The sequence below is a fragment of the Desulfofundulus thermosubterraneus DSM 16057 genome, from assembly GCF_900142025.1.
Classification (GTDB): domain Bacteria; phylum Bacillota; class Desulfotomaculia; order Desulfotomaculales; family Desulfovirgulaceae; genus Desulfofundulus; species Desulfofundulus thermosubterraneus.
On the sequence record NZ_FQZM01000013.1, the window covers coordinates 70,897 to 88,549 of the forward strand.

17 protein-coding genes are annotated in these 17,653 nt (G+C 57.0%); 4 read left to right on the forward strand and 13 right to left on the reverse strand.

The features are described 5' to 3' along the window. The first annotated feature begins 83 nt into the window (after positions 1-83). The 4 genes from BUA65_RS06125 (at position 84) to BUA65_RS06140 (ending at position 4,300) form a co-directional block, all read left to right on the forward strand. Positions 84-1,706 (forward strand): spore germination protein, encoded by a 1,623-nt coding sequence (locus BUA65_RS06125; RefSeq protein ID WP_072868078.1) that lies wholly within the window; start codon positions 84-86, stop codon positions 1,704-1,706. A gap of 7 nt (positions 1,707-1,713) precedes the next feature. Beyond that, a complete protein-coding gene (locus tag BUA65_RS06130; RefSeq protein ID WP_072868079.1) occupies positions 1,714-2,811 on the forward strand; it encodes a GerAB/ArcD/ProY family transporter in 1,098 nt (365 codons plus the stop codon). After that, a complete protein-coding gene (locus tag BUA65_RS06135; RefSeq protein WP_072868081.1) occupies positions 2,811-4,001 on the forward strand; it encodes a Ger(x)C family spore germination protein in 1,191 nt (396 codons plus the stop codon). Before BUA65_RS06130 ends, BUA65_RS06135 begins: the two co-directional genes overlap by 1 nt. Positions 4,002-4,084: 83 nt before the next feature. Beyond that, positions 4,085-4,300, forward strand: a complete 216-nt coding sequence (locus BUA65_RS06140; protein ID WP_072868083.1) for a hypothetical protein — start codon at positions 4,085-4,087, stop codon at positions 4,298-4,300. Positions 4,301-4,384: 84 nt separating this feature from the next. On the opposite strand, the gene BUA65_RS06145 is transcribed toward BUA65_RS06140, so the two are convergent. The 13 genes from BUA65_RS06145 to BUA65_RS06205 all read right to left on the reverse strand — a co-directional run bounded on the left by BUA65_RS06145 (position 4,385) and on the right by BUA65_RS06205 (position 17,618). Beyond that, positions 4,385-6,109 carry an NADH-dependent [FeFe] hydrogenase, group A6 gene (locus BUA65_RS06145; RefSeq protein WP_072868085.1) on the reverse strand — a complete coding sequence of 575 codons (1,725 nt, stop codon included), beginning with the start codon at positions 6,107-6,109 and terminating at the stop codon, positions 4,385-4,387. Positions 6,110-6,125: 16 nt separating this feature from the next. Further along, complete coding sequence (gene nuoF, locus BUA65_RS06150) at positions 6,126-7,919, reverse strand: NADH-quinone oxidoreductase subunit NuoF (protein ID WP_072868086.1); 1,794 nt, start codon at positions 7,917-7,919, stop codon at positions 6,126-6,128. 19 nt (positions 7,920-7,938) lie between these two features. After that, positions 7,939-8,295: a (2Fe-2S) ferredoxin domain-containing protein gene (locus BUA65_RS06155; RefSeq protein WP_072868088.1), complete on the reverse strand. Its 357-nt coding sequence runs from the start codon at positions 8,293-8,295 to the stop codon at positions 7,939-7,941. Next, the gene (locus BUA65_RS06160) at positions 8,270-8,848 is read right to left on the reverse strand and encodes an ATP-binding protein (protein WP_072868089.1); all 579 of its coding nucleotides are present in this window, start codon (positions 8,846-8,848) and stop codon (positions 8,270-8,272) included. Before BUA65_RS06160 ends, BUA65_RS06155 begins: the two co-directional genes overlap by 26 nt. An 18-nt stretch (positions 8,849-8,866) precedes the next feature. Next, a complete protein-coding gene (gene nuoE / locus BUA65_RS06165) occupies positions 8,867-9,349 on the reverse strand; it encodes an NADH-quinone oxidoreductase subunit NuoE (protein WP_072868091.1) in 483 nt (160 codons plus the stop codon). Positions 9,350-9,535: 186 nt separating this feature from the next. Continuing rightward, the gene (locus BUA65_RS06170; protein ID WP_072868093.1) at positions 9,536-9,934 is read right to left on the reverse strand and encodes a DRTGG domain-containing protein; all 399 of its coding nucleotides are present in this window, start codon (positions 9,932-9,934) and stop codon (positions 9,536-9,538) included. Continuing rightward, positions 9,918-11,255: a [Fe-Fe] hydrogenase large subunit C-terminal domain-containing protein gene (locus tag BUA65_RS06175; protein WP_072868095.1), complete on the reverse strand. Its 1,338-nt coding sequence runs from the start codon at positions 11,253-11,255 to the stop codon at positions 9,918-9,920. Before BUA65_RS06175 ends, BUA65_RS06170 begins: the two co-directional genes overlap by 17 nt. 78 nt (positions 11,256-11,333) lie before the next feature. After that, positions 11,334-11,747, reverse strand: a complete 414-nt coding sequence (locus BUA65_RS06180) for an ATP-binding protein (RefSeq protein ID WP_072868096.1) — start codon at positions 11,745-11,747, stop codon at positions 11,334-11,336. Between the two features lie 18 nt (positions 11,748-11,765). Next, on the reverse strand, positions 11,766-12,101 hold the full coding sequence (locus BUA65_RS06185; RefSeq protein ID WP_242656243.1) for a DRTGG domain-containing protein: 336 nt from the start codon (positions 12,099-12,101) through the stop codon (positions 11,766-11,768). Between the two features lie 317 nt (positions 12,102-12,418). Beyond that, positions 12,419-13,831: a [FeFe] hydrogenase H-cluster radical SAM maturase HydG gene (gene hydG / locus BUA65_RS06190; RefSeq protein ID WP_072868100.1), complete on the reverse strand. Its 1,413-nt coding sequence runs from the start codon at positions 13,829-13,831 to the stop codon at positions 12,419-12,421. Beyond that, positions 13,828-14,892, reverse strand: a complete 1,065-nt coding sequence (hydE, locus tag BUA65_RS06195) for a [FeFe] hydrogenase H-cluster radical SAM maturase HydE (RefSeq protein WP_072868102.1) — start codon at positions 14,890-14,892, stop codon at positions 13,828-13,830. The genes hydG and hydE overlap by 4 nt, the downstream gene beginning before the upstream one ends. A gap of 9 nt (positions 14,893-14,901) precedes the next feature. Then, positions 14,902-16,182, reverse strand: coding sequence for a [FeFe] hydrogenase H-cluster maturation GTPase HydF (gene hydF, locus BUA65_RS06200; RefSeq protein ID WP_072868104.1), 1,281 nt, complete (start codon positions 16,180-16,182; stop codon positions 14,902-14,904). Continuing rightward, a complete protein-coding gene (locus BUA65_RS06205) occupies positions 16,179-17,618 on the reverse strand; it encodes an aspartate ammonia-lyase (RefSeq protein ID WP_072868112.1) in 1,440 nt (479 codons plus the stop codon). The genes hydF and BUA65_RS06205 overlap by 4 nt, the downstream gene beginning before the upstream one ends. Positions 17,619-17,653 lie beyond the last annotated feature (35 nt).

The following is a 17,653-nucleotide window of genomic DNA, read 5'->3' on the forward strand; positions in this document are numbered from 1 at the left end:
CGTATTTTGGTGAGTGCTGGGCGGCACCGTGCCGATGGTAGCGGTTTTACTGAACAAGTACCCCGCAGAGCAGGTGTATGTACATGGTCAATTTTATCAAGCCACTTAGAGCCAGGTTCCCGGGCCGGGGCAACCACCCAGCGGACCAGTCCAAAGAGAGCAGCCTTCCAGGCGCGTCCTGGAAAGAACAGGTTTTAAGTCCGGATCTGGAAACTAACCTGAAGCAGATTAAAGCCATCCTGGATAAATGCAGCGATGTGGTTTACCGGGAGTTTGTTTTTGCCCAGAACGAACAGATCCGGCTGGCCCTGATCTATACAGACGGTCTGGCGGACAAGACGCAGGTGGGTGATCAAATAACGAAGGCACTGGCCCTGGAAGTCCCCATGGCCGTGCCCGGCCAGGAAATCAGCAAAAACCGGGCCCTGGAATTTATCAAACAGCGGGGCCTGTGCATAAATGAAATCCAGCAGACCAGTAAACTGCGAGATGTTATCCAGGCCATTCTTTCAGGGGACAGCGTTTTACTGGTGGACGGACACGACATCGCCATTGTCAATGGAACAAAAGGCTGGGCTTCGCGTGCCATTAGCGAGCCGGAAGCGGAGCCGACGGTGCGGGGAGCGCGGGAATCATTTGTGGAGACCTTGCGGACCAATACGGCTCTTCTCAGGCGCAGGATAAACAGTCCCAACCTGAAAATCGAGGTTTTCAAACTGGGTGAGATTACCAACACCGATGTGGCCATAGCCTACATCGAAGGCATCGTCAACGAGAAGCTGGTGGCAGAAGTGAAAAGCCGGCTGCAAAGAATAAAGGTCGACGCCATCCTGGAAAGCGGCTACATCGAGGAACTGATCGAGGAGAATCCCTGGAGCCCTTTCCCCACGGTCAACCATACGGAAAAACCGGACCGGGCGGCGGCCATGCTGCTGGAAGGACGGGTGGCCATCCTGGTGGACGGAACGCCCTTTGTCCTCACCGTGCCCAACCTGTTCGTGGAGTACCTCCATTCCCCCGAGGACTATTACGAGCGGTTCATATTCACAACGGCCGTGCGAATACTCCGGTTTCTTTCTGCGCTCGTGTCACTTACGCTTCCTGCGCTGTATATTGCTGTGGTCAGCTTCCACCACGAACTGCTCCCTACCACGCTCCTGCTGAGTATTGCCGGGCAGCGGGAGGCAGTCCCCTTTCCGGTTTTTGTGGAAGTGCTGGTCATGGAATTGACCTTTGAAACCTTAAGGGAGGCCGGCATCCGCCTGCCGCGGCCCCTCGGCCAGGCGGTGAGCATCGTGGGCGCCCTGGTTATCGGGGAGGCCGCCGTGCGAGCCGGCCTGGTGGCCGCCGCCACGGTTATTGTGGTGGCCTTCACTGGAATTGCCTCGTTTACCTTTGCCTACAGTGCCAGCATTGCCTTCCGCCTGCTGAGATTTACTATCATGTTCCTGTCGGCCGCCCTGGGATTATTCGGACTGATCAGCGGGCTGGCGCTCATCGGCATCCACCTGTGCAGCCTGCGCTCCTTCGGGGTCCCTTACCTTTCCCCGGTAGTGCCCATGACAGGCATTGACTTGAAAGATGTGGTCTTCCGGGCGCCGCTGTGGGCCATGTTCACCCGCCCCCGGCTGATCGCCAGGCAGAATCAAAAAAGGCAGGAACAGGGGTTAAAACCTGAGCCGCCGGAAACCCGGCCGAAAGGTTGAGATTCTTATGTTGGAACAGGGTAAAATCGACAGCAGGCAGGCTATTTTATTGATAATAAGCCTGGTTTTACCCACGGCCATCCTCACCGTTCCTGCGATTACCGTGAAGCATGCCGCCCAGGATGCCTGGATTTCCATCATCGTCGCCACCATGGCCGGACTTCTGATTGCCAGGCTGGTGACAGACCTCAGCCTCCGGTTCCCGGGCAAAACCCTGTTTGAATACGCGGAAGAAATCCTGGGCCGGGTACCGGGGAAGGTGGTCGGTTTTCTTTACATCTGGTGGTTCCTGCACGCGAATGCCCTGATCATGGATGAGTATGCATCTTTTCTATGTTCCGCTCACATGCCCGACACCCCGGTCATTGTTTTTTTCATTTTGGGGATTGCTGTGGCAGCCTGCGCGGTCCGCAACGGACTGGAGGTTTTAAGCCGTTTCAACCAGCTGTTCCTGCCCCTTTTCTTGGGATTGCTGCTTGTCGTTTTCATTTTAGCCACCAAAGATATGAAGGTGACCAGGCTGCTGCCGGTTTTTGATAAAGGTGCTATCGCTATTCTGAAGGGGGCCGCCACACCCGCAAGCTGGCTGGGGGAAATTGTTATCTTTACCATGATCATTCCTTTTCTTAATAAGCCAAAGGAAGCCTATCGGGTGGCTGCGCTGGCCACTTTGTTTACCAGCTTCTACCTTTTAGTAAGCATATTGGTGGCAATAATGATTTTTGGCCCCAATGTTACGGGCCACTGGATTTTTCCCACATACAACGCAGTCCGGGTAGTTTCCATCGCCAATTTTCTGGAACGGATGGAATCCATTGCTGTGGCGGTGTGGATGTTTGGAGGTTTCGCAAAAGTCGGAGTATTTTACTACGCCGCCGTCCTGGGCAGCGCCCAGTGGCTGGGGCTTAAGGATTACCGGCCCCTGGTGGCACCAGTGGGAGTGATCCTGGTGGCCTTGGCGGCCCTTTGCGAGAACATCGTAGAGCTGCTTGATTTTCTGGCTACGGCTTGGCCACCCTACGCCTTAAGCGTCTTTGAGGTGGGTATGCCACTGGTATTGCTGATTGTTGCTCTGGCCAGGGGCAAAGGAGGGGAGGGCACTTGATGAAAAAAATCGCCGTCCTCCTTTTGATTCTGCTTCTAACCGGCCTTACAGGAGGCTGCTGGAGCCGCAGGGAATTAACCGAAGTGGCCATTGTCCTGGGAACAGGGGTGGACTGGATGGAAGACGGCCGGATCCGGCTGACCGTACAAATTGCCAGGCCCGGCGCTTTTACTGCCGGCAGCGAAGCAGGGGCCAGGGGAAGAGAGCCTGCCAGCTGGGTGGTTTCTGCGGAAGGCAGAACCATTCAGGAGGCCGAAAGATACCTGGCCATGAAGGTCCCCCGCGAAATTTACTGGGGCCATTGCATTATCCTGGTCCTGGGAGAAGAAATGGCCAGAAAGGGAACAGGTATGATCACCAATTTCTTTCAACGGGACAGACAACCCCGGGAAAACATATGGGTAATGGTGACCAGGGGAGAGGCTAAAGACTTTCTGGAAACATATTCCAGTCTGGAGAAGACATCGGCACAGGCAGCAGGCTTCCTGGAAAGAATGAAAACCGGCTATTCCGTTCAACTCTGGAAACTGGCGGAAATGCTGGCCAGCAAGGGGATACAGCCGGCCGTCACCGCAGTGGAAGTTAAAGAGGCAGGGATCACGCCGGAGCCGGACCGGGAAAAAAAGTCCCCACCTCAAAAACAGGTGGGGTTGGCCGGGGTAGCGGTATTCAAGGAAGATAAACTGATCGGCTGGCTGGACCCTTACGAAACCAGGGGACTTCTCTGGTTGAAGGGTGAGGCCATGAAGGGAGTAATCATCGTCCCCAGCCCGGGCGAGCCGGATAAAGCGGTTTCCATTCGAATCCGCCGGGGAAGTACAAAAATTCTACCGGAATACGATGGGGAATACCTGCGCTTTATGGTAAGAATAAGGGTGGAAGGGGATATGGTGGAGCAGCAGAGCCGCGAGGATCTGGCCAAACCTGAAAAAATTAAAACCCTGGAAAGTGAAATGGCCGATGAGCTCAAAAAGAGAGCCACCGCCGCCCTGGAGAAAGCCCAGAACGAATACGGTGTGGACATCTTCGGTTTTGGTGATGCCTTCCACCGGAAGTATAAGAAAGAATGGCGGGATTTAAAGGACCGGTGGGATGAGGAATTCTCCCGAGCGGAGGTTAATATTGCCGTGGAAGCCCAGATCAGGGAAATCGGCCTGTTGACCAAACGAGCCGGTGTGCCGGAAGAATAACTCCCCAAAAATCAGGGGAGTGCGGTTGTTTCTATTCCGGAACAAGCACCGCCCCGGAAAATCTTGCGGCAGAGGATGAGAAAATGATTTTCCTGCTGATCGTATCATTTATCGGCATTATCCTGCTGGAAGTGCCGGGCCTGGTGAAAAAGAAGATGTGGCGGGAACTGGTCGCCTTTTCAGTGTACCTGGCCATTGGGATGGCCTTGAGCATTCCGCAGGTGCTGGGGATCAAGGTACCCAATCCTTCCAAAGCCATTGAAGCACTTTTCAAGCCGCTGGCAGAATTAATGAAGTAAGGAATCCCTCAGGGACAGGTCCCGGGCTGGAACCCCGGAATAGACCGGGGTAACCCAACCCGGGCTTTAAGGGGTTTTGGGGTTTTAAAACCTTTCTCTGGGAGTGTAGTGGGTGTGCAGAAGCTCGTGGGACTTGTGGCTCAAAGGCTCGCCCAGGAACTCCCTGTACAGGGCCTGTACGGCCGGGTTTTCGTGGGATTTGCGCAGCGGCATCTGCCGGTCGACCTGGTAGATGGCCGCGATACGCTTGGCCCGGATCTCGTTGTCCACGGGGACGGGCTGGCCGCCGCCGCCGATACACCCGCCGGGGCAGCACATGATTTCAATGAAATGGTACTCCCTTTCCTTGTTCACCACGGCATCCAGGACCTTGCGGGCATTGCCGAGCCCGTGGGCCACGGCTACTTTCAACTCCGTTCCGGCCAGGTTGACGGAAGCTTCCTTCACCCCTTCCAGCCCGCGGACCTCCTCAAAGTCCAGGGACAGCAGGGTGGCACCCGTGACCAGTTCATAAGCGGTCCGCAGGGCTGCTTCCATCACCCCACCGGTGGCCCCGAAGATGACTCCCGCTCCGGTGGAAATACCCAGGGGCGCGTCGTAATCTTCCTCGGGAAGGGACTCGAAATCAATACCCGCCTGCTTGAGCATTCTACCCAGTTCCCGGGTGGTGAGCACCACGTCCACATCCCGGTAGCCGCTGGAGGTCATCTCCGGGCGGCCGGCTTCGTATTTTTTCGCCGTACAGGGCATGATGGAAACTACGAAGATCCTGACCGGATCGATACCTTCTTTTTGCGCATAGTAGGTCTTGGCCAGGGTACCGAACATCTGCTGTGGCGACTTGCAGGTTGATAAGTTAGGCAGCAGGTTGGGGTAAAAGTGCTCAATAAATTTGATCCACCCCGGGCTGCACGATGTAATCAGGGGGAGCCTGCCGCCGTTCTGCAGGCGGTGAATTAACTCGCTACCCTCTTCCATAATCGTTAAATCAGCGGTAAAATCAGTATCAAAGACTTTATCAAATCCCAGGCGCCTTAAAGCGGCCACCAGCTTACCGGTAACGATACTTCCCGGTTCCAGCCCGAACATCTCGCCGATGCTTACCCGCACGGCAGGGGCGGTTTGCACCACCACGTGCTTTTCCGGATCGGCCAGGGCGGCCCAAACTTTGTCCGTTTCATCCCGTTCGTGAATGGCCGCCGTGGGACAAACCAGCGAGCACTGGCCGCAGTTGACACAGTTTACCTCGCCCAGCGGCGCCAGGAAGGCCGGTGCCACCACGGTATCAAAGCCCCGTTCCTGGACGGCAATGGCGCTGACCCCCTGCACCTTTTCGCACACCGCCACGCAGCGGCGGCAAAGGACGCACTTGCGCGGGTCACGGATTATAGAGGGGCTGGAATCGTCCACCTCGTAGGGAGACATCTCCCCCTGGAGGCGAATTTCTCCCACTCCCAGTTCGGCCGCCAGTTGCTGCAGCTCGCAGCTGGTATTGCGCACACAGGTCAGGCACTCCTGGGGGTGGTTGGACATGAGCAGTTCCAAATTAAGCCGGCGCGCCTGCCGTACCGCCGGCGAGTTGGTATGTACCACCATCCCCTCGCCGACCTGGGTTACACAGGCTGCCACCAGCGCGCGGGCTCCTTCTACCTGCACCAGGCACAGGCGGCAGGCACCGATGACGTTCAACTCCTCCAGGTAACAGAGCGTGGGGATTTTTACCCCAGCCTGCCTGGCCGCCGCCAGGATGGTGGTGCCGGGCGGCACCTGAACCTGTCGCCCATCTATAGTAAGCGTCACCAGGGACATGTCTCTCCCTCCAGCTTTAAATGGTATAAATAGCACCAAACTTGCACTTTTCCATACACGTGCCGCACCGGAGGCATTTTTCCAGGTCTATCCGGTGGGGCTTCTTTTTCTCTCCGGAAATAGCTTTTGCCGGACACACCAGGGCGCAGCGCCCGCAGCCGTTGCATTTCTCTTCGTCTATGGCGTACACCATCAAGGCGCGGCAAACCCCGGCAGGACATTTCTTGTGGTATATATGGGCCTCATACTCTTCACGGAAGTGGCGGATGGTGCTGAGCACGGGATTGGGTGCGGTCTGTCCGAGGCCGCACAGGGCGGAAGATTTGATACCCTGCCCCAGTTCCTCCAGAAGCTCGATGTCCCCATCCCGGCCTTCGCCCCGGGTGATCCGCTCCACAATCTCCAGCATGCGCTTGGTACCGATGCGGCAGGGAGAACACTTGCCGCAGGACTCGTCCTGGACAAATTCGAGGAAGAAGCGGGCCAGGTCCACCATACAGGTATCCTCGTCCATGATGATCAAGCCGCCGGAACCCATGATGGCTCCCAGCTGGGTCAGCGACTCGTAATCCACCGGCACGTCCAGGTAACGGGCCGGGATGCAACCGCCGGAGGGGCCTCCCGTCTGCGCGGCCTTGAATTGCTTGCCTCCCGGGATGCCACCGCCAATATCAAAGATAATTTCCCTCAAGGTGGTACCCATGGGCACTTCAACCAGACCGGTGTTGTTTACTTTACCGGCCAGGGCGAAGACCTTCGTTCCCTTGCTCTTCTCCGTGCCGATGGAGGCAAACCATTCGGGCCCCTTCAGGATAATGGGCGGAATGTTTGCCCACGTTTCCACGTTGTTGATCACCGTGGGCTTTCCCCAGAGGCCTTCCTGGGCGGGAAAGGGAGGTCTGGGCCTTGGTTCACCGCGGCGGCCTTCAATGGATGCCAGCAGGGCCGTTTCCTCGCCGCAGACAAAGGCGCCGGCTCCCACCCGGATTTCCACGTCGAAACTAAAGCCCGTGCCAAAGATGTTTTCTCCCAGCAGGCCGTATTCCCGGGCCTTTTCGATGGCCAGGCTCAATCTTTGCACCGCCAGGGGGTATTCGGCCCGGACATAAACGTAGCCCTGGTTTGCTCCTATGGCGTAGCCGCAGATGGCCATGGCTTCCAGCACGCTATGGGGGTCCCCTTCGAGAATGCTTCTATCCATAAAGGCGCCCGGATCGCCCTCGTCGGCGTTACAGACCACGTACTTGGGCTTCCCCGGCGCTTTAGCTGAAAACTCCCACTTCAAGCCGGTCGGAAATCCTGCGCCGCCCCGTCCCCGTAAGCCGGATTTTTTGATGCACTCTATAACTTCTTCCGGGGTCATGCTGGTAAGCACTTTGCCCAAAGCCCGGTACCCGTCGCGGGCAATGTATTCTTCCACCGATTCAGGGTTGATGATTCCCGTGTTGCGCAGGGCAATGCGGGTCTGCTTTTTAAAGAAATCTATCTGATCGGAGGTCACCGCCGTCTTGCCGTCTTCGGGCGCCTTGTACAGCAGGCGCTCCACTACCCGCCCCTTTAATAAATGTTCTTCGGCGATTTCCACTGCATCCGCGGGTTTTAACTGGCGGTAAAACACTCCCTCGGGATAAACCACAATTACCGGGCCCAGGTCGCAGGGACCCATACAGCCGGTTTCAACCACCTTAACTTCGCGCTTTAAACCCAGCCTGTCTATGCTCTCTTCCAGGGCAGATTTTACTGCCTGGCACCCCGAGGAAATACACCCGGCCCCGGCACAGACCAGAACATGAGCCCTGTAAAGTTCCATACCGACCCCCCCTACTTATCTACTTAATAGTCCACTCTTTAATTATCTGGCCGTTGACCAGGTGGGAAACCACAATTTCCCGCGCTTTTTTCTCATTCACGTGTCCGTAGGTAACCTTATCCCGGCCGGGCCTTTCCACTTCCACCAGCGGCTCGCAATGACACAGGCCGGCACACCCGGTTTGGGTTACCGTTATACCCTTCAGGCCCCGTTTACCGATTTCCTCCAGGATGGCAGTGAGCACCTCCCGGGCCCCCGAGGCAATCCCGCAGGTGCCCATGGTTACCACCACTTTAACGTCCTCCTTGCCCTCCCGCAGGCGCATCTCTTCCTGCAGCTTCTCCCTGAGCTTATCCAGCTCGGCGAGCGATTTCATACCCACCACCTCCGCTAAGTATGCTTAAACTTTCGGTAAGATACTGGCGCAGCCAGATAAGTACTTCCGGTGTATCCAGGGATATCCCTTTGAGACGGGACCTGATTTCCCTGGTATCCAGCTCATAGCTATGCCCGTTGTAAATGTGGCGGTAACGCAGGTCCAGGTGGCCATTGCCCACCAGCAGGCTGACGATGGTCCGGGGTATATCCCCCAGAGGAGGACGGTCCCAGCAATAATAAGGGAATGTAGCTACAACCGTTGTACCGCGTCCAACTTCACTCTTTATTTCCAGGTTGCCGCCGCACCGCTCCACCGCCGCCTGCAAAAAGGGCAGCCCAAGACCTACCTTTTTACCGGTTTTGGTTGTAAAAAACGGGTTGGTCAACTGGCGCAGCACGTGTGGGGGCATCCCGGAACCGTTATCAATTACGGAAAAACGCATTACGTCGCTGGCCGGATCCTCTTCTACGGTAATCTCCACACGGGTAGCCCCGGCCTCCAGGGAATTCCTGGCGACGTCCAGGATGTGGTGAGCCAGTTCTTCCATCATGGGAATCCCTCCCATCACTTATTGCCGGTAAGCCGCCAGGATATCGGACATGCGCTCCGGTTGAACCCGGGCGTGAACATCTTCATCCACAGTGATCACCGGTCCCAGGCCGCAGGCCCCAAGGCAGCGCACTACTTCCAGGGAAAACTGGCCGTCTTCGGTGGTCTCCCCGGGCTTGAGGCCCAGTTCTTCTTTGATGCGATCCAGGAGCTGCCCCGCTCCCCGCACGTAGCAGGCCGTACCCTTACACACGCTGATCTGGTGCTTGCCCTTGGGATGAATGGTAAAGAAGGAATAGAAAGATACCACGCCGTAGACCTGACTTAAGGGTACATTCAGCGCTCCGGCAACCCTTTGCAGCACTTTTCTGGGCAGGTACCCGTAAAGCTCCTGGGCCTGGTGCAGCACTTGAATCAATGCTGACGGCTGCCCACGATAGCGGTCGAGCAGTGCATCCAGTTTACTGTTTAACTCCCCACCACACTTGCACCCGAACGACATCATACCAACCTCCTTTGCGCTTTGTCTGTTTTACCGGGAGCCGTGCCAAAAGGTATTGACCACCTCCCTTCAGGGTAACACCGTAAAATTAGCCGGGCGGCGGTGGATCCCCGTCGCCAAGAAAGACCCGGGCCGAACTCAAGTTAGAATCGATTGCGCTGAGTCGCTCCGGGACAACCCCCGCCCTCATGTATTTTGTGGTTTGGCCACACCATCTGCCGTTGGATTGATCAGGCCAACCCTGGTAAGCAAGTAATACAGCCTGCCCGCAGCGTGGAAACTATCAAGGGGTGTGGAGAAGAGGGGCACACCTTCTTTTTCCGCCAGGGCAACGGTATCCGGTGGAGGAACCCGGCCTCCGGAAATAACAACCGCGCTCAAACCCACCAGGGAAGCCACGGCGATCACATTGCGGTGGCGCTGGATGGTAATCCACAGGCTTCCCCGGCGGGCCCTTGCCAGCACGTCGCTCATCATATCACCACAGTAGGCACCGTATACCGGGGGCAGAACCAGGGCATTGTGATAATGGGCTGTCAGTTCCAGTTCAGCAATTATCTCCCGCCAGTCAATCAGTTTCAACACCCCCGTCCCTTATCTGCTTCCAATCCCGTCCCATGGCCGGCGGCTGTTTTTGGGCCAGTTCGACCATCTCCTCGGCCAGTTGCTGCAGGCGCTCCCGCAGTTCAAAGATACAGTAGCTGCGGCGGGCATACCCCTGCACTATATCTTCAGCCAGGGCGCGGCAGCTGGGGGAACCGCAGGATCCGCAGTCCAGCCCGGGAAGTTCGGTACAAATTCGCTCCGCCTCTTCCAGCCGGGCCAGAGCCACCTGGGGGTCTTTGGCCAGGGTTAAAGCCGGGCGGGCCGGAATGGGTGTTTTCAGGCGGTAGTAATCCAACTCCCGGGGGAATTCCCATTTTTCCTGGGAGCGGTAATACTTGACCAGATTACCCATGCGCACCCGGGCCACGAAGGGATTTTGCGGCACCAGGGGGCCGCCAATACAGCCTCCCGTGCAGGCCTGGGCTTCCAGGTAGTCGATGTCGGTAAGGCCTCCTCTTTCTATTTCTTCCAGAACGCTGATCACGCTGTGGATACCGTCAACGGCCAGCAGCGACCCGGCTTTAATGGCCTCGTTTTCTCCCCCCGCCCGGCCCCAGCCAATGCCCACTCCTGAAGCCCGGGGAGCCACCGGATATGGTGCGGGCATCTCCAGGCGTTTGAGCAGAGCACCATAAACCACGGCCATGGAGATGGCCCCATCGACACTGGATCTACCTTCGGACGGTTGTTTTACTTCCGTCACTTTGGCGGGACAGGGGGTAATGAAAAAGGTGCCAATCTCGTCCGGTTCAAGCCCGGTCTTCCGGCAGGCCTGCTCCCGGGCCATACGCCCGGCTATTTCCATGGGAGATTCTATGGGAATGATGTGTTCCAGCAAGCTGGGAAAGCGCACCTGGATTAACCTGACTACCGCAGGACAGGCTGATGAGATCAACGGCCGGGGCCTGTCAACACATACTCCCATATAATGCCTGATGGCCCACGAAACGGCTTCAGCCGCCAGGGCTACTTCAAAAACATCATGAAATCCCAGGGCTAGCAGGGCACTTAACACCTGGGAGGGGGTGACTTCGGGTTTAAACTGACCGTAAAAGGAAGGAGCAGGGAGGGCAACGGTATATTTAAAATCTTTTAGTTTTTCCAGGCAATCGGTTATGGCCAGTTTGGCCTGGTTGGGGCAGATGCGAATACACTCACCGCAGTCAATACAGCGCTCCTCGATAATGCGGGCTCTACCCTTGCGTACGCGAATGGCTTCCGTAGGGCAGTGTTTGATGCAGTTGGTGCACCCTTTGCATTTTTCTTCGTCGAGACGCACTGAATGGAAATATTGCTGCATTTTCAATCACCACTTCTAGATATTGTCGTATACCCCGGCAGCGGTCGTCTCCCGTCGTTCCGTTCAACTCTTACCTTACTAATTGTTGAAAACTGCCGCCCACAGTTTGGTGCCTTTATTTACTTCCGACTGGATATCCAGCTCATCGGCGCTTTTCTTGATGTTGGGCAGGCCCATGCCCGCCCCGAAGCCCATTTCCCGGATGTGGGGCGGAGCGGTGGAGTAACCTTCCTGCATGGCCAGGGGAATGTCGGGAATACCCGGGCCTTCATCTTCGGCGATGATTTCCACCTTATGGGGAGTGATATTGGCTGTCAGGGTGCCGTGATAGGCATGGATGACGATGTTCATCTCCGCCTCGTAGGCAATGATGATGGCCTTGCGAATGGTCGCGGGATCCATACCGGCCAGCTGTAAGGCTTTTTTGATCTTTGTTGCGGCCTGGCCTGCCCGGCTGAAATCCATCCCCTTCACTTGAAACTTCAGCTGCAAGGCACCTTACCCCCCGTTTCAGGAACTCCGCAGTCCTGCCTGGTAGAGGATGCCGCAACTTTCAAACAGGAACAGATCGGTCGCCAGCAAGGGAAGGCCCTTTTCCCGCGCCAGCTTAATTACGTCTTCACCGGGCTTCTTACCCCGCACAAAAACGATGGCCCGTGCCTCCACCATTTCCGCAAGACGGATGATCTGCACATTGGTAAGCCCGGTAAGCAAAAGGCAACCCGGCCTGGCAAAACACAAAGAGTCACTGATCAGGTCGCAGCCAAAGCCGCAAGTGACCTCTATGTCAAGCAGGTCGGCACCGCAGAGCACATCGGCATGGAGCATCTCTTTAATGACATGCAACTTGATTGTCGTTCACCTGCCATAAAAAGCTTTTTTGATCATTCGCCCTATACAATAATTTTATGTTATCGATAGTCATCAAAATCGTTTATTACAACAGAATAATACTTTTTTCAAAAAAGCAATACAAGTTTGCTAAATGGTCATTTGGAGGGAATAAGCGGTCATATAAAACGGCCTAACGGCAGTATCGCCGCTTTTTAACAAAAATCTCTTTTTATCACCTCCAACGTATTCCACAAAAAATCCCCCTTTGCTACCAAAGACATTTTCAATGATCAGGGTAACAAAGGGGGGAAGAGCATATTAATATAAAACTAAAAGTACAGGTCCCGTTGTCCTTTTTCGATCATTTCCAAACGGGCTACGGTTTCCTCACGCACGGCGGGATTTTCGATCAACTCCAGGTGTTTTTGGATGGTCTCCTCACCCACCTGCCGGGTCTGGGGCGATGCATAGTCCAGGAGAAATTCCTTGAAGGTGAGAATGGCATTGGGCTGGCAGACGTTCTGGATCTGGCCGGTTTTAGCTAAAGACATAAACCGGTCGCCGGTACGCCCCTTGCGGTAACAGGCCGTACAGAAGCTGGGTATGTACCCGGATAAACAAATGCTGCGCAGCACTTCGTCGGGGCTCCGGTGATCCTCCACCTGGAACTGGGAAGTATCTCCCTCTTCCTGGTGCTCGCCCATCAGAGCCTTGTGGTAGCCTCCCACGCCCGTACACGAACCGGCACTGATCTGGGAAATGCCCACCGAGATCAACTCATCCCGGAACCCGGGCCGTTCCCGGGTGGAGAGAATCATCCCGGTGTAAGGTACGGCCAGGCGCAAAATAGCGATGATTTTTTTGAAGTCCCGGTCGGAAACCAGGTAAGGGAAGTTTTCCAGATTGATATTTAAGGCCGGGCGCAGCCGGGGAACCGAGATGGTGTGGGGGCCGACACCAAAGCGCTCTTCCAGATGCAGGGCGTGGAAGAGCAGGCCCAGCACTTCAAACTTATAGTCATATAAACCAAATAAAACGCCCAGGCCCACGTCATCAATACCGCCTTCCATAGCCCGGTCCATGGCCGTGGTGTGCCAGTCGTAATCCCGTTTGGGGCCGGAGGGGTGCATGGCCCGGTAGGTATCGCGGTGGTAAGTTTCCTGGAATAAAATATAAGTGCCGATGCCAACTTTTTTTAAAAGCCGGTATTCATCCACCGTGGTGGCGGCGATATTCACGTTCACCCGCCGGATGCTGCCGTTCTTGTCCTTAACGGAGTAGATGGTCTCGATGGCCTCCAGCACGTAATTGATGGGACAGTTGACGGGGTCCTCACCTGTTTCCAGAGCCAGCCGCTTATGTCCCATGGATTCCAGGGCAATCACTTCATCCCGTATTTCCTCCATGGTCAGGCGGCGCCGCACCAGTTCTTTGTTATCCCGGCGGTAACCACAGTACCGGCAGTTGTTGATGCAGTAGTTGCTGATATAAAGGGGGGCAAAGAGAACCAGCCTTTTGCCGTAAATCTTTTCTTTAACCCGGTGCGCGGTGGCATACATGAGGTCCAGGGTATCCTGGTCCTCCACATGGAGCAACACGGCCACTTCAAAGGGGGAAAGTCCCTTCGCCTCTTCCGCCCGGGCGATGATCTCCCGGGCCGTGGCAGGAGTCGCCCGGCGGCCTTCTTCCAGCAGACCGTTAATTTGCTCTTCGTTGATAAAGGCAGCGGGTTCACACTTCACTGTTCCATCCCTCCTTGGATTTTCGGGGAATGCCCCGGTCCGCTCCCCACCCGCCGGTTTAAGGAAAAGATCAGGTTCTTCAACGAAACCAGTGTCTTTCCCATTTCCTCGTGCAGTCCCGCCTTTCCGGGATAGATCTGGTAATAGTAGCGGTAAGGCGGCGGGGTTGTATCGGGCATAATTACGTTGGCACCAAAACACAGGCCCATACGCCGCCCCTGGGGATGGATGGTACCCAGGGCGGTGGTGGCGGGCAAATGGGCCCGGGGAAGGAGCAACCTGGCTATGGCCAGCACCTTCAGGGTGAGTTCCAGCTCTCCGGGAGGCTCTTTTGCCAGGGGTGTTTGCGGGTGGGGTATGAAGGGGCCAATGCCCGCCATCTCTACGTCCAATTCCCGCATGAGCAGGATGTCGGCGGCCAGGGTTTCCAGACTCTGGCCAGGCAGGCCGATGATGTTTCCCGAACCCACCTGGTAGCCCAGATCCCGCAACCATTTCAGGCGCAGCAGCCGGTCCTGCAAGGTGGTACCCGGCCGCAGCCGGGCAAAAAGGGCGGCGTCGGCAGTTTCGTGCTTCAAGAGGTAGCGGTCGGCTCCAGCTTCCCGCCACAGGCGGTAATCCTCAAAGGAACGCTCGCCAACGGAAAGGGTTACCGCTCCTACCCCCACCTCTTCTTTTAAACGCCTGATGATATCTGCCAGAACGGGGGCCGTGTAATGGGGATCTTCCCCCGATTGCAAAACAATGGTCGGAAGACCCAACCCGGCGGCCTTACGGGCAGCGGCCAGGATTTCCCCGGGAGTTAAGCGGTAACGCCGCAACTTCCGGTTGTCCCGGCGCAGGCCGCAGTAAAGGCAGTTCCGGCAGCAGTAGTTGGAAAACTCAATGATGCCCCGTAAGTGTACCTCATCTCCCAGGAATGCCGCCCTCACCCCGTCGGCCGCCCGGCCAAGGGCATCAACCTCTTCGCCCCTGGCCTGAAGCAAAACAATCACTTCATGGCGCTCAAGACCGTGGCTTCCCCTGGCTTTTTCCAGTACTTCCACAAATTCCTGCCGCATATAAACCACCTATGTCCGGGATGCCTGTTGCAAAAGGGCCAGCTCGTCTTCAAATTCCACCTGTTCCTCTTCAAGAACGGCTAAAGCCTGGGGGAAGGGGGATAATGCCCGCTTTAAAACCCCGTGAATATGGGCCATGAGCACGCCGTAATTGACAATGGGCACCCCGGCTTCCTGGGCCTGCATGATCCGGTAGAGCATTTCCCGGCGGTTGAGCATACAGGCCCCGCAGTGCACGATCAGCTTGTAATCCCGGAGGTTTCCGGGCAGGGTGCTCCCGCCGCTGGCCACGTCAAAGAGCAACTCTCCCCCCACCGCCTGCCGGAGCCAGCGGGGGATCTTCACCCGGCCGATATCATCCTGGATGGGGTGATGGGTACAGGCCTCGGCAATGAGGATTTTGTCCCCGGGCTTTAAATCCTTGACGGCCCTGGCCCCGGCCACCAGGGTGGGCAGATCTCCTTTAAAGCGGGCAAACAGGATGGAGAAGGAGGTGAAAAGCACATCCGGCGGGGTGTCGGCCACGGCCTTTAGATAGGCCGAGGCATCGGTTACCACCAGCTTCGGCTTCACGGCCATGCTGGCCAGGGCGTGCTTCAGCTCCCGCTCCTTGACCATCACTGCCACGGCGTCGTTTTCCAGTACGTCCCGGATTACCTGCTGCTGGGGGAGGATGAGCCTCCCCCTGGGAGCGGCCTTGTCGATGGGGATGACCAGTACGACCAGGTCCCCCGGTTCAATCAGGTCCCCCACAATGGTGGGAAGGGCCCAGTCCCTGGGGGCAGCCTTTACGACGGCCATTTTCAGCTCATTGATGCCCCGGCGGGTCAAAGCGCTGACCGCCACAAAGGGCACATCCAGTTCCTGCTGCCACGGGCGGTTAACCGCTCCGGGGTAGAGGTCGATTTTGTTGATTACTCCCAGCACCGGCACTTTTTGTTCCCGGGCCCGGTTCACCACATCCCGTTCATATTCCCCAATTCCCCGCCCGGGATCCACCACCAAAAGGGCCAGGTCGGTTTTGTTGAGCACCTCCAGGGTTTTCTGCACCCGCAGGGCGCCCAGTTCCCCGGTATCGTCCAGCCCCGCCGTGTCGATAATCATCACCGGCCCCAGGGGGAGGAGCTCCATGGCCTTGGCCACGGGATCGGTGGTTGTGCCGGGGATGCCGGAAACGATGGCCACTTCCTGGTTGGTTATGGCGTTAATTAAGCTGGATTTGCCTGCATTACGCCGGCCGAAAAGGGCAATATGCAGCCGCTGCCCCCGGGGGGTAGCATTCAGGCTCATGGCTTATCACCTTCCCTGGTTAAAAAGCGCTTTAAATGCCGCACGCCGGCCACACCCGGTGTGGTCAGCTCTTCCGGCTTCAGGATTGCTTCGATTTCCTCCCTGGTGAACAACCCCTCCTCCACCAGCAGTTCCGTCACCGGCCGGCCGCTCCGGACCGCCCGCAGAACCATGGCGGTAGCCTTCTCGTAGCCCAGGTAAGGGACAAAGGCGGTGATCACCCCCTGGCTGGCTTCCAGCAGCTGCCGGCAGCGGGCCTCATCAGCTTGAATGCCCCGGACGCATTTTTCCGCCAGCAACCTGGCCGCCCCGGTCATCATTTCCAGGGAGTGGAGCAAATTGTGGGCAATCAGGGGAAGGAAGGCATTTAACTCCAGCTGCCCGGAAGCCGCGGCCATGTTAACGGCCACATCGCCGGCCATCACCTGGTAGGCCACCTGGGTGACCATTTCCGGGATTACGGGGTTGACCTTGCCGGGCATGATCGATGAACCGGCCTGCACCTTAGGCAGCACAATTTCCCCCAGCCCCGCCCGGGGGCCGGAAGATAACAGGCGCAGATCCCCGGCTATCTTGGCCAGGTTGACAGCGGCGGTCTTTACAAAGCCGGAGACCTCCGCGAAAATGTCGGCATTTTGCGTGGCTTCCACGGTATTTTCCGCCCGGGCCAGGCCAAAACCGGTCAGCTCCCGCAGGATCTCCACCACCCGGAAGATATAACGCCGGCTGGCGTTGAGTCCCGTCCCCACGGCTGTCCCACCCAGGTTAACCTGCCGCAGGCGTTCCTCTGCCTTGTACAAACGCCACCAGTCCCGGGCTACCGCCTCAGCGTAGGCGCTGAACTCCTGGCCCAGGGTAATGGGCACTGCATCCTGCAGCTGGGTGCGGCCGATCTTGAGTATGGAGGCAAACTCCTTTTCCTTGGCCTGCAGGGCCCCCTGCAGAACGGCCATGGCCTGGCTCAACTCCCGCACCAGTTTGATGGCCGCCACCCGCAGGGCCGTAGGGTAAACGTCATTGGTGGACTGGCCCAGGTTAACGTGATCCAGCGGATGGACCAGTGAGTAATCTCCCTTCGTTCCCCCAAGGATTTCAATGGCCCGGTTGGCAATGACCTCGTTGACATTCATGTTGGTGGAAGTACCCGCCCCGCCCTGAAAGGCGTCGACGACAATTTGATCATGCCACTGCCCCCTGGCCAGTTCTTCCGCCGCCTGCACTATGGCCCCGGCAATGCGGGGTTCCAGCAAACCAATCTCCCTGTTGGCCATGGCCGCGGCTTTTTTGACCAGGGCCAGGGCCCAGATGAGCTCACGGTGAACGGGAACCCCGGACACGGCAAAATTTTCTTTGGCCCTTAAAGTATGGATGCCGTAGTAGGCCTCCCGGGGGATTTCCCTTTCACCCAGCAGATCTTTTTCTACCCGGTAGGACACCTCAATCCAACACCCTTTAAAGTAAATATTCAGTG

Excerpts from the sequence above, each read along its gene's own strand:
- BUA65_RS06125 (WP_072868078.1), top strand. The coding sequence starts at position 84 with ATGGTCAATTTTATCAAGCCACTTAGAGCCAGGTTCCCGGGCCGGGGC.
- BUA65_RS06130 (WP_072868079.1), top strand. The coding sequence starts at position 1,714 with ATGTTGGAACAGGGTAAAATCGACAGCAGGCAGGCTATTTTATTGATA.
- BUA65_RS06135 (WP_072868081.1), top strand. The coding sequence starts at position 2,811 with ATGAAAAAAATCGCCGTCCTCCTTTTGATTCTGCTTCTAACCGGCCTT.
- BUA65_RS06140 (WP_072868083.1), top strand. The coding sequence starts at position 4,085 with ATGATTTTCCTGCTGATCGTATCATTTATCGGCATTATCCTGCTGGAA.
- BUA65_RS06145 (WP_072868085.1), bottom strand. The coding sequence starts at position 6,109 with ATGTCCCTGGTGACGCTTACTATAGATGGGCGACAGGTTCAGGTGCCG.
- nuoF (WP_072868086.1), bottom strand. The coding sequence starts at position 7,919 with ATGGAACTTTACAGGGCTCATGTTCTGGTCTGTGCCGGGGCCGGGTGT.
- BUA65_RS06155 (WP_072868088.1), bottom strand. The coding sequence starts at position 8,295 with ATGAAATCGCTCGCCGAGCTGGATAAGCTCAGGGAGAAGCTGCAGGAA.
- BUA65_RS06160 (WP_072868089.1), bottom strand. The coding sequence starts at position 8,848 with ATGATGGAAGAACTGGCTCACCACATCCTGGACGTCGCCAGGAATTCC.
- nuoE (WP_072868091.1), bottom strand. The coding sequence starts at position 9,349 with ATGTCGTTCGGGTGCAAGTGTGGTGGGGAGTTAAACAGTAAACTGGAT.
- BUA65_RS06175 (WP_072868095.1), bottom strand. The coding sequence starts at position 11,255 with ATGCAGCAATATTTCCATTCAGTGCGTCTCGACGAAGAAAAATGCAAA.
- hydE (WP_072868102.1), bottom strand. The coding sequence starts at position 14,892 with ATGCGGCAGGAATTTGTGGAAGTACTGGAAAAAGCCAGGGGAAGCCAC.
- hydF (WP_072868104.1), bottom strand. The coding sequence starts at position 16,182 with ATGAGCCTGAATGCTACCCCCCGGGGGCAGCGGCTGCATATTGCCCTT.